General features: G+C 60.6%; 8 protein-coding genes and 2 pseudogenes. 4 read left to right on the top strand and 6 right to left on the bottom strand.

All coding sequences use genetic code 11. The annotated features are described in order from the left end of the window. Positions 1-197: 197 nt before the first annotated feature. Together ABIE40_RS28175 and ABIE40_RS28170 are read left to right on the top strand one after the other, a co-directional pair. Positions 198-1367, top strand: a complete 1170-nt coding sequence (locus ABIE40_RS28175) for an SMP-30/gluconolactonase/LRE family protein (RefSeq protein ID WP_199628668.1) — start codon at positions 198-200, stop codon at positions 1365-1367. A 181-nt stretch (positions 1368-1548) separates the two neighbouring features. Next, positions 1549-2137, top strand: a pseudogene (locus ABIE40_RS28170) (cysteine hydrolase family protein). A gap of 161 nt (positions 2138-2298) precedes the next feature. On the opposite strand, the gene ABIE40_RS28165 reads toward ABIE40_RS28170, so the two are convergent. The 6 genes from ABIE40_RS28165 to ABIE40_RS28140 all read right to left on the bottom strand — a co-directional run bounded on the left by ABIE40_RS28165 (position 2299) and on the right by ABIE40_RS28140 (position 6906). Continuing rightward, on the bottom strand, positions 2299-2601 hold the full coding sequence (locus ABIE40_RS28165) for a hypothetical protein (RefSeq protein WP_354541199.1): 303 nt from the start codon (positions 2599-2601) through the stop codon (positions 2299-2301). 91 nt (positions 2602-2692) lie between these two features. After that, positions 2693-3223, bottom strand: coding sequence for a YidB family protein (locus tag ABIE40_RS28160; protein ID WP_199628600.1), 531 nt, complete (start codon positions 3221-3223; stop codon positions 2693-2695). 63 nt (positions 3224-3286) lie between these two features. Next, the gene (locus tag ABIE40_RS28155) at positions 3287-3520 is read right to left on the bottom strand and encodes a DUF6894 family protein (protein ID WP_199628601.1); all 234 of its coding nucleotides are present in this window, start codon (positions 3518-3520) and stop codon (positions 3287-3289) included. Positions 3521-3531: 11 nt separating this feature from the next. After that, on the bottom strand, positions 3532-4065 hold the full coding sequence (locus tag ABIE40_RS28150) for a response regulator (protein ID WP_199628602.1): 534 nt from the start codon (positions 4063-4065) through the stop codon (positions 3532-3534). Between the two features lie 111 nt (positions 4066-4176). Then, on the bottom strand, positions 4177-6327 hold the full coding sequence (katE, locus tag ABIE40_RS28145) for a catalase (protein WP_199628603.1): 2151 nt from the start codon (positions 6325-6327) through the stop codon (positions 4177-4179). Between the two features lie 75 nt (positions 6328-6402). Then, the gene (locus ABIE40_RS28140; protein ID WP_199628604.1) at positions 6403-6906 is read right to left on the bottom strand and encodes a YciE/YciF ferroxidase family protein; all 504 of its coding nucleotides are present in this window, start codon (positions 6904-6906) and stop codon (positions 6403-6405) included. Positions 6907-7283: 377 nt separating this feature from the next. Here ABIE40_RS28140 and ABIE40_RS28135 point away from each other — a divergent pair. Then, positions 7284-8885: pseudogene (locus tag ABIE40_RS28135) on the top strand (PAS domain-containing sensor histidine kinase); the annotation flags it as partial. Between the two features lie 90 nt (positions 8886-8975). Then, entirely contained in the window at positions 8976-11717 is a 2742-nt protein-coding gene (locus tag ABIE40_RS28130) for a response regulator (protein ID WP_502944841.1), read from the top strand. The last annotated feature ends 81 nt before the right edge of the window (positions 11718-11798 follow it).

Genomic DNA, 11798 nt, shown 5'->3' with positions numbered 1-11798 from the left:
ATGCGTAGATCGCCGCTCATCGCTGGGTCCTCAACAAGCGTCAGTTGTGGAAGTTCCAAGCCAAAAAAATTTTATTTGCAGCGCGACAGGAGGAGCATTGGCAAATCATAACACCTCCTAGGTCGCGCTACTTGCGTCGGGCGGCGGAACTATCACGGGCCGCGAAGGTTCGTGAGGAGCATCAGCTGGAGGCTTCCATGCACAAGAAATCTTTCCAAACCAGTGTTCTGTCGGTAGCAGCCGCTTTGATTATTCTGTCATCGCCGCTCTTTGCCGAAGCCCAAACGATGGAAAAGCTCACGAACAAGGCGGAACAATTGGTGGCGCCGCTGACGGGAGAGACCGACGAGCGCCTGGAAAAAGTCGCGACCTTCGACCATCAGGTCACCGGCGTCACCGTTTCCGAGGATGGCAGGATCTTCGTCAACTTTCCGCGCTGGTCGGAAGACGTTCCGGTCTCTGTTGCCGAAGTGATGAAGGACGGCTCGATAAAGCCGTATCCGAATGACGCGTGGAATGCATGGCGCAATGCGAAAATGTCGGAGATATCTCCAAAGGATCACTTCGTGACAGTACAGAGCGTTGTCGCCGACGGTAGGGGTTCGCTCTGGGTCGTCGACCCAGCGGCGCCAAACGCCGAAAAGACCGTCAAGGACGGACCGAAGCTGGTCCAGGTTGATCTGAAAACCAACGCCGTCAAGCGGGTCTACCCGTTCGCCCCTGATATCGCCGGCCCTGCCAGCTACCTCAACGACGTTCGGATCGCCCCTGACGGTGCCTTCGCCTACTTCACCGATTCCGGCTCGCCGGGCGGCCTGGTCGTTCTCGATCTGAATTCCGGCAAAGCATGGCGGGTCCTGAGCGACGATCCGTCCACCCAGTTCGAAAAGGACGTCGTCGTCCAGGTCGACGGCAAACCTCTTCGCCGGCCGGATGGGCGTCAGCCGCTGTTCAACGCCGACAGCATTGCGCTTTCCAAAGACGGGAAGACGCTCTACTGGAAAGCCCTTACCGGCAAGACAATGTACCGTATATCGACGGAAGCATTGCAGAAGGCCGGCCAGGATCCGTCCGCGGCGAAACCGGAGAAGTTCGCCGACACGGAGCCGACCGATGGATTGTGGATCGACGACCAGAACCGCATCTATCTCACCACCATCCAAAACGACGGCATCAAGATCCTTGGTCCAGACGGAAAAGTAACGCCATTCCTTCAGGATAGCCGGCTGCGCTGGCCCGACACCTTCTCGCATGGACCGGATGGGACGATGTACATCACCGCATCCCACATCCAGGATTCACCGTGGTTCCATCAGGGATGGACAGATGATTCATTCACGTTGTTCAAGTTCAAGCCGCCAAGATGAGTTGGGGGATAGAAGGAGGTACTCGTCGGCTGCGATTGGGGAGCGCCGTGCTCATCGAAGGTCTAGCTCCGACGATCCGGTCCTGGCAATCGATCGATGAGAGGCGGACAAAGCTTTGTCTTTGCCAATGAGATGGAACATCTTGTCATCGTGAAGGTTCGTGGCCTCAACGGAGGCGGCGATGAAGGAAATCGGCAACTGGCGGCACATCTGTGTCGACGCGCAGCGTATGTTCGCGGAAGACACGCCCTGGCATGTTCCCCTGGATGGCACGTGTTCTCCCTCAACTTCTTGAAGTTTCGGGCCGTCACGCTGACCGGACGATCTTCACCCGCTTCATTCCGCCGAGACGGTCGGACGATGTCGTTGGGAGCTGGAAGGACTATTACCTGAAATGGTGGATGATGACCGGCGAGCACCTACCGCAAGAGCTGTGTGATCTTTCGCCGGCGTTGCAACCTCTGGTTCCACCCGCGCGCGTTTTCGACAAGATGACATACTCACCATGGATCGACGGCAGATTGAGCTCTCATTTACGGCACGAGGGCGTCACAACCGTTGTCGTTACCGGAGGTGAAACCGATGTCTGCGTGCTAGCGACGGTGCTCGGAGCAATTGACCTCGGGCTTCATGTGATTGTGCTGAGCGACGCCGTCTGCAGCGGTGCCGATCAAACGCATGACGCCGCCGTCGACCTGCTCGATGATCGCTTTTCGGTTCAACTCGACTTAATGAAAGTCGACGAATTCCTTTCCGCGGTAACCGCTTAGAGAACGACGACCCGCCTAATCATCCGAGTCGAGCCTCGCGGGGGGCTCCGTTGACACCTCGAACTGGAGATATCTCACAGAGATGTTCGAGAGGACAGGAATTCGGCGGCCTGCGGGAATTCCGTTTGGTACTAGAGCGTTCTTTATGGTCGGATCTCACTCTACTTTCCGGACGCCGGTTCATCGCTTTCATCATTAAGCGACGGCAAAAAACTCTCCACATCCCGCCGCTCCCGATCGGATAAGCTTGCGATGCGTTCCTTCCAGAATCTCGCAGCTTCTGGGGGATCACCATCCCAGTCGCGCGAAGACCCAAGATTGTCGATCACAGCGACGCGTTTACCTCCAAGGCGACGGTATTCGTCAGCAAGCTCCTTCGATGCGTTTTCCATAAAAATCGGCCTTCTTTCCAGGTTGTTGTTCAATTGCTTCGGACGCGACAACGGGTCTGCCAAATTTCTCATTCAAATCTGAAGCGAGATCTGATCAGCCGTCGCGGCCGGCTACAAAGACGGCAGCCGAACCGTTCATTCTCGTGACCGCTCGGCGCGCTTATCAAACCGTCGTGCCGAACCCGGCGGGGTGGCTGCCCGGCGAGGGCTGTTCGTCTGCGTTCGGCAGCTTTCCGTTCGGCGTCAAGTCATCAATCGCCTTAGGCAGGTCTCGGCTCAATCGTTCCACGATCTCTTGATGTGAAAGGCCGGTCTTGGCAGCGAGTTCATTGAGGATGTCGGGCCCGAGAGCTTCGCCCAATTGGCTGCCATCGATCGGAGCGTTAGAGCCTGGACTTACCCAGCTCTCCGCTTTTTCCCCATGGCCGTTCTGCTGGAACGTCTTCAGCAAATCACCGAGGCCGCCACTTAAAATACCGCCTGTCGAAAGTCCGCCGAGCAGATCGCCAAACCCACCGGGTCCGCCGAAGATCCCACCGAGGCCGCCTGGGGCCTCGCCGGAAGTCGTCGGTTGGCCGTTCTCTCCACGCTGCGGGTTTTGGATCCCGCGCAGCAATTCGCCTATCTTGTCACGGTTCTGGTAACCTGCCACCGCAATCACGCCCAGCAGCGCCTTCAAAGGACCACTCATCATAGCTTTTCCTCCTTTTGAATCCAACGGACGCCCGCTGCGCCCTGAGATGTTGGTGACTCAACCTTATTCCATTCGAACCACGTCCTTGAACGCCACGGTTGCCAGGATCGACCCGTCATTTTCTGTGATCTCGAAGGTCCGGCCATCGACCACGACGTCGTGCAAAACAAGTTCAGCGACCATTTCGCGAGCCGCCCGCCTTGCCTCGGCGACCGCCTGCGCAAGTGTCGGAAATTCGATCCCCTCATGGTCCACCTCATAGGAATTCACGTCGCGGAGATGAAAGAAAAATCGCATCGAACCTGTTCCTAACTCGTAGCGGGACGCGGCGACTCCTTCAGCAAATCGATGATCGCGCTATGATCGTATGGCTTAGCGATAAAAGAGACGCCGCTCGCAAGATCGAAGGCGCCAAGCCGGACGTGACCCGAGGTGACGATGACACGCGTACCTGGTGAACGCGCGCGAACCCGGTTCATCAGTCCTATCCCGTCCGTTGAACCTGGCATGTTCACGTCAGTGAAGACGGCATCGATCTGCGCCCCTTCGAACACGACAAGAGCCTCGTCGGCGTTGCCGGCTTCCAGCACTTCGAACCCGGCCTCCTCCAGTGCGTCCACTGTCGCGAACCTGATCAGCGGCTCGTCGTCGACGACAAGGACCTTGCGTATGGGAGGCGCCGCCGCTTCGGGTCCAAGCGACGGCGGATCCATGTGGCCTCGCGCTTGCCAGTCGGAGACCGCTTGCGACCAGTGCTCGCGGTCCCGGCCGTTCGGACATCCTTCGCTTTGCCAGATTTCATGCGCCCGGCGACTTATCCAGTTGTACTCTTGCTGATCCATCTTCCGTCTCCGTCGGAAAGCAGAACGCCGGCAAGTGGAGACTGTTCCTGGCGCGACAGTCACCCCAAGGCATCATTTTTCGGGGCGCGGCTTCAGCCGCGCCCAGAGTTTCTACTTGACTGGCGGTGACGCCTTTCCGAGTTTAAGAGCGGGTTCGCGTGCCCAGACCCGAAGCTTGCCAAGCTCAGCCACGAAGGCTGCAAGTCCGTCCTCGCCGGGGAGGGCGATCGTACCTTCGTCGAGGTCGTCGGCGATGCCAGCCTTGACGAGGAGCGGAAAGGCGCTCTCGTCGTAGCCGATGAACTTGCAGTGCTGGAATGCGTCAGCCACGAAGTCGCGTGCGGTCGCCTCCTTTACCAGATCCTCGATCGCGGCCGGGGAGGCAAGGACCGCCACGGCGTCGAACAGGACCGACGGACCGCCGTCTATCATGTGCTGCGCCTCAATCCAGGAACCGTCGGATGCCGTCACGCCGCCGACCTTCGGCGCGATCAGCTCGACCAAAGCCTTCTCCTTCTCGACCGCGGTCTTCAGCCCCTTAAGCAACTTCGCGTCGACCCCGTCCGTCACGAGCACACCGAGCTTGCGACCCTCGAACCGCTTCGGCCCGCGTTCGACGATGCTGAGTGCCGGAGACGGTTCAAGATCCTGACGCGTCGGCATTGCGGCGTCGGCGGCCTTCGGCATCTTCTGGATGCCAAGCTTCTGCGCGACAGTGGTGGCGAGCGTTTCGTCGATGTTCAGCAGGTGCGAGATCATCCGTTCCCGGATGGCGACCGTTTCGACCTTGCTGAGCTCGAAGGTGAGCGCCATCGCGATGTGCCGTTGCTCTGGAGGCGTCTGGCTGAGGTAGAACTGGCGGGCCTGGCTGTAGTGATCTGCGAAGCTCTCCGGACGCAGCCGGACCTTCTGGCCGTTCTCTTCGGCTGGGAAGTGGCGATAGCCTCTCGACGGCGACTCCCGCGGACCTTCCCCGAAAGAGTTCGGCTGATAGTTCACCCGGCCGACGGGATTGCGCATCGCCATATGCCCGTCCTGCTGGAAGTTGTGGAAGGGACACTTCGGCGCATTGATCGGAAGGTGCGTGAAGTTCGGGCCGCCCAGGCGCTTGAGCTGGGTGTCGAGGTAGGAGAAATTCCGGCCCTGCAATAGGGGATCGTTGCTGAAGTCTATGCCTGGCGGCACGTTCTGCGTCATAAAGGCGACCTGCTCGGTCTCCGCGAAGAAGTTATCCGGCATGCGGTCGAGCACGAGGCGGCCGATCGGCTTCACGGGGAGGAGCTCCTCCGGGATGATCTTGGTGGGATCGAGGACGTCGAAGTCGAAATTGTCGGCGAATTCCTGGTCGAAGAGCTGGACGCACAGTTCCCATTCCGGGAAGTTGCCGGACTGGATCGACTGCCAGAGATCGCGGCGATGGAAGTCTGGATCAGCGCCGTTGATCTTGACGGCCTCGTTCCACGCCACCGACTGCAGGCCGAGCTTGGGCTTCCAGTGGAATTTCACGAACGTGGACTCATCCTTGTCATTCACGAAGCGGAAGGTGTGAACGCCGAATCCTTCCATGAAGCGGAACGACCGCGGGATGGTGCGGTCGGACATGATCCACATGACCATGTGCATGCTTTCCGGCGTGAGGCTGATGAAGTCCCAGAAATTGTCGTGGGCGGTCTGCGCCTGCGGGAATGCCCGGTCGGGCTCCTGCTTTGCGGCATGCACCATGTCGGGAAACTTGATCGCGTCCTGGATGAAGAAGACCGGGATGTTGTTACCGACGAGGTCCCAGTTACCTTCTTGCGTGTAGAACTTCACGGCGAAGCCGCGAACGTCGCGTGCGAGGTCGGCGGACCCCTTGTTGCCTGCCACTGTCGAGAAGCGAACGAATACCGGCGTCTTCTCGCCCGGTCGCTGGAAAATATCGGCGCGGGTGACGTCGGACAGAGATTCGTACGTCTCGAAGAAGCCGTGGGCGCCGTAGCCGCGCGCATGAACCACGCGCTCTGGAATGCGCTCGTGGTCGAAGTGGAAGATCTTCTCGCGGAAATGGAAGTCGTCGACCAGAAGAGGCCCACGGGCGCCGACGCGAAGGGAGCTCTGATCGTCAGCGACCGGTACGCCCTGCGAGGTAGTCAGCACGCCAGCGCCGTCCTCCGCGATCTGGTGCAGCTCGCCGCCAGCACCGCGATGAAGCTGCTGGTCATGGATGGTGACTGCGTCGGTGGAAGGTGTCGAGCCCGAGGCCCGTGTCGTACGCTTTGCCATGGTTGTCCCCGATGGTGATGCCGGATGTCAAAAAGGCCGCCCCGGTGGGACGGCCCTTCAAGAACTGCTAGTTGTTTAGGCTGCCTTGCTCTTGCCCTTGGCGTTCGCCGATGCCTTGGCGAGCTGCGTGAGCTTCTGGTCGGTCGCCTCTTCCTCGGCGAGGTTCGCCTGGAGGAGCGGCACAGCGCCCTTGAGCCCGAGCTGTTCGGCCCACGCGATCAGCGTCCCGTAGCGAGCGATCTCATAGTGCTCGACCGCCTGGGCAGAGGAGATCAGACCGGCGTCGAGGGCGGGCGAACTTTTGAATTCCTCGATGATCTCCTCACCTTCGGAGATGATGCCCTGGATGGCTTCGCAGGTCTTGCCGCGGGCCGGCTTGCCGAGCAGTTCGAAAACCTGTTCCAGGCGCTCGATCTGACCCTGGGTCTCGTCGCGATGCTGGAGAAAGCCTGCCTTGCCTTCTTCAGATTGCGCGGCACGCGCCATCTTTGGAAGCGCCTTCAGGATCTGCTTCTCGGCGAAATAGATGTCCTTGAGCGTGTCGAGGAACAGGTCGTCAAGTGTCTTCGTGGTAGCCATACGTCATCTCCTGTTGTGAAACGGTCGGTGGTTGAACTGATTTCCCTCGTCTTCACGGCTTCGTGAGTCCGGGGGCAAACGTAGATCCCGATCGTTTGTTCCGACCTCTCGGGCTCAACGTGAGGATCACTGCGGTGGCGCTCGGGTCGCAGGTGGATTCGATCATTTTCTCGCGGCCCGCGCTTTGCGGCTCGCGTTCGCAGGATGCTGACAAGAGTGAGAATTCCCGCTAAAAAGCCAGAGTGCTTTGGATGGAGCATGCCCTGAATTATGCTTCATCGGGGTGAGCCGTGAACGACCAGCAGTCCGCCGATCACCCGTCTAAGGAGGAAAAATCCGGAGGGTTTCTCTCGGGGGGCGGGGAGACAGGGGCGTTGATGCGCTCGCTCGACTGGTCGACGACACCGCTCGGGCTCCCGGATACCTGGCCGCAAAGCCTGCGGTCGGCCGTCGGTATCTGTCTTGGAACGAACTATCCCATCGCGATCTACTGGGGACCGGAACTCGCTCTCCTCTACAACGACGCCTGGAGCGAAATACCGGGCGAAAAGCATCCCTGGGCGCTGGGCCGTCCTGGAAGGGACGTGTGGCCGGAAATCTGGGACGCGATCGGACCCCTGTTCGAGAAGGTGCAGGCGACGGGCGAAGGGGTCTGGCAGGAAGACCAGCTCCTGCCGATGCACAGACACGGTTATACGGAGGAATGTTACTTCAACTTCACGTTCAGTCCAATCCGCGGTGAGAACGGCGACGTTGAAGGCATTTTCAACGCCGTTGTCGAGACGACCTTCAGGGTGATCGGCGAGCGGCGCGAGCGCACACTTCGGGAACTTGCGGAACGCCTCGCCGGCGCAAGGGCCGAAGACGAGGTCTTCGCCAGTTCGCTTGAAGTGCTCGGCTTGAACCCACAGGACGTCCCGTTCTGCCTCGTCTACCGCCTCGATCCCGGAGAGGCCGAACCACGCCTTGTTGGCTCGGCTGGACTGGACGCATCCTCCGTCGTCTGGCCGCTCGACCTTCTTCTCGAAAGCAAGGGGCCGGTTCTCGTGGAGAACCTTTCGAGCCAGCTCGGCGCCGATATCCCAAGCACTGCCTGGCCTGAAGCGGTTGAGCGGGCGCTGCTTGTCCCTTTTGGCAGAAACAGCCACACCGGCGCGCCAGCCGGGTTTCTCGTCGCCGGGATCAGCCCCCGCCGTGCAGTCGACGCTGATTATGAGGCCTTCGTTGAACGTGCCGCCGCACATGTCGGTACCTCGCTCGCCAATGTGCGCGCTTTCGAAGACGAGCGCCGGCGAGCCGAGACCTTGGCCGAAATCGACCGTGCCAAAACCGCGTTCTTCTCCAACGTGAGCCACGAGTTCCGCACGCCGCTGACCCTTATGCTCGGACCGATCGAGGACGCCCTCGACGATCCTGACATTCTTCCGCGCGAGCGCGAGCGGATCGAGGTCGTCCACCGCAACGGCCTTCGCCTTCTCAAGCTGGTAAACTCGCTTCTGGACTTTTCACGCGTCGAAGCCGGCAGGGCCCAGGCGAACCTGGAGCCTGTCGATCTCGCAAAACTGACGGCCGACCTTGCGAGCAACTTCCGCTCGGCGATGGAAAAGGCGGGCCTCACCTACTCGGTCGCGTGCAAGCCGCTGTCGAGACCGGTGCTGGTCGACCGCGACATGTGGGAGAAGATTGTCCTCAACCTTCTTTCCAATGCTTTCAAGTTCACTTTTGTCGGCGAGGTCGTCATAGAGCTGGGCGAGCGGGATGGCCAGGCGACCCTGACGGTTCGGGATACGGGAACGGGCATCCCCTCGGTGGAACTGCCGAGGCTGTTCGAGCGGTTTCACCGGATCGAGGGCGCGCGCGGACGATCCATCGAGGGCAGCGGCATTGGGCTTGCGCTCGTGCAGGAACTGGTGCGCTTTCACGGCGGGACGGTCACTGTCGAGAGCGAGGAGGGCAAGGGCACCTCGTTCATCGTAGTGGTCCCGCTCGACCAGTCCCGCATCGCCCCTCAAGACGATCGCTCGCAGACAACGACTGCAGTGAGGGCGGAAGCTTATGTCGAGGAAGCCATGCGCTGGCTCCCAGACGATACGCAGTCAGCGGGCGGAGCCGCCGCAGATAATATGGCGCGAGCGCCGGAGGGCGCGCCGCGCATTCTGCTCGCCGACGACAATGCCGACATGCGCGATTACGTCCAGCGGCTTCTCGCCGGGGCCTACCATGTCGATATCGCCGAAGATGGCGTTGCGGCGCTCGAAGCGTTAAGAGAACGCCGTCATGATCTCCTTCTCACGGACATCATGATGCCGCGCCTTGACGGCTTTGGCCTCATCAAAGCGATCAGAGAGGACCCAGATCTCGGCGATCTTCCGATCATTGCCCTATCCGCGAGAGCCGGCGAAGAAGCAAGGGTCGACGGGCTCGAGGCAGGCGCGGACGACTATCTCGTCAAGCCGTTCTCGGCGCGCGAACTGATCGCCACTGTTCGCGCCAATCTGGAGCTCACGAAATTCCGCCGGGAAGCCAATTCAAATCTCCGACGTCAGGCGGCACGCCTGGAAAGCCTCAACAAGACCGCAGGACTGCTTGCCGGGCAACTCGATCTCGATCAGGTCGTGCAGACGGTCACCGATTCCGGGGTGGCGCTGACAGGAGCGCAGTTCGGCGCGTTTTTCTACAATGTCGTCGACGACAAGGGCGAGAGCTATATGCTCTATACGCTGTCCGGCGTGCCGCGATCGGAGTTCTCGAAATTTCCCATGCCGCGCAACACGAAGGTCTTTGCCCCGACCTTCGAGGGCAGGGGTGTCGTCCGATCCGACGATATCACGGCCGACGAACGCTATGGGCAGAACGAGCCACACCGTGGCATGCCGAAAGGGCATTTGCCGGTGCGCAGCTATCTCGCCGTCCCCGTCATGGCCCCGGACGGAAACGTCGTCGGCGGATTGTTCTTCGGACACGCCGAGAGAGGACGCTTCAGCGCCGATCACGAAGCTCTCGTTGTCGCGGTGGCGGGGCAGGCCGCGGTCGCCATAGAGAACGCCCGGCTGTTCAAGACCGCCCAAAAGGAGATCGAGCAGCGCAAGCACGCCGAGGCGCGGCTCGAAGAATTGAATTGGCAACTGCAGGACCTGATCGGCGAGGCAGTCGAGCGGGCGAAGAACGCGGAGCAGGCGCTTCTGCAGTCGCAGAAGATGGAGGCCATCGGCCAGTTGACGGGCGGCATCGCTCACGACTTCAACAACCTTCTGCAGGTGGTGTCCGGCAATTTGCAGCTTCTCGGGCGCGATATCGCCGAGCTGCCGGCCGCCCAGAAGAAGGTCGCGAACGCGCTTGAGGGCGTTGCGCGCGGATCGAAGCTTGCGAGCCAGCTCCTGTCCTTCGGACGCAGGCAGCCGCTCGAGCCGAAGGTCGTCAACATCGGGCGCTTCGTGGCAGGCATGGAGGACATGCTGCAGCGAACACTGGGTGAGGCGATCGAGGTGGAGATCGTCAGGAGCGGCGGGCTTTGGAACACGTTTGTCGACGTCGTTCAGGTAGAGAACGCTATCCTGAACCTTGCGATCAATGCCCGCGACGCGATGGAGGGAAGTGGAAAGCTCACCATCGAAGTCGGCAATGCCTTTCTCGACGACGCCTATGCCTCGCAGCATGACGAGGTTGAGGCCGGACAGTACGTCATGCTCGCGCTGACCGACACCGGGTCTGGCATGTCGCCAGACATTCTGGCCAAGGTATTCGATCCTTTCTTTACCACCAAACCCGTCGGAAAGGGGACCGGTCTTGGTCTTTCGATGGTGCACGGCTTCGTCAAACAGTCCGGCGGCCACCTCAAGCTTTACAGCGAGGTCGGTGAGGGCACTTCCGTCAAACTCTACTTCCCGCGCAGCCATCAGCAGGAGGACACAGTCGTCGTCGCCGATCACGGACCGGTTGTCGGCGGTACAGAGACAATCCTGGTCGCCGAAGACGACGAGCAGGTCCGCGAAACCGTGGTGTCGATGCTGACGGACCTGGGCTACCGGGTCCTGAAAGCGAAGGATGCCAGCGCGGCTTTGATTATCATCGAAAGCGGCGTGCCGATCGATTTGCTGTTCACTGATGTCGTTATGCCCGGGCCGCTGAAATCGGCCGAGATGGCGCGGCAAGCGAGGGAAAGGATGCCTGAACTCGCAGTGCTGTTCACCTCCGGCTACACCGAGAATTCCATCGTCCACGGTGGCAAGCTGGACATTGGCGTCGAGCTGCTGTCGAAGCCGTATAGCCGCGAGGCGATGGCGCGCAAGATCCGACACGTCCTGAACAACGCCAAGCAGATGAAGGCGGCAGCGACGCAGCAGGAAGCAGCGATCGCAGGACGTGCCGAGCCTGAGGGCATCAAGGCCGGAGGTGCTCCTCTGCCGACAGGTTTGCTAGGTGCTGTCGAGAACAGCAGGCGCCGCGTTCTTCTCGTGGAAGACAACGAGCTCATTCGGATGTCGGAAGCCGATATGTTGGCGGAACTTGGCTGTGAAGTGCTTGAAGCCGGCTCCGCGGAGGAGGCACTGCCCTTGCTGGAACAAGGCGGTGTCGAGGTGGTCGTATCGGATCTTGGCCTTCCGGGAATGTCTGGCGAGGACTTCTGCAGGGAGGTTCGCCGACGCTGGCCGGAAATCGGCATCATCTTCGCGACGGGCATGGATGCCGGGCCATCGCTTGAAGACGCATCCCGGACGGCGCTTCTGCCAAAGCCTCACGGGCTGGAGGAGCTCGCTCGCGCGCTGCAAAGTGTCGGTCTGGAGGCGGGGATAGAAGCGTCTAGCCTATAGCGGCTTCGTCGGTCCGAAGCTCGTTCTACCAGAGAACTATCGGCCTGGTGAGCATCGAAAGCGGACCAGGACTTCGCGTGC

It is taken from the genome of Rhizobium sp. OAE497 (genome assembly GCF_040546565.1).
In the GTDB taxonomy this organism is placed as follows: Bacteria; Pseudomonadota; Alphaproteobacteria; order Rhizobiales; family Rhizobiaceae; genus Rhizobium.
This window is presented reverse-complemented; position numbering and strand designations above follow the sequence as displayed.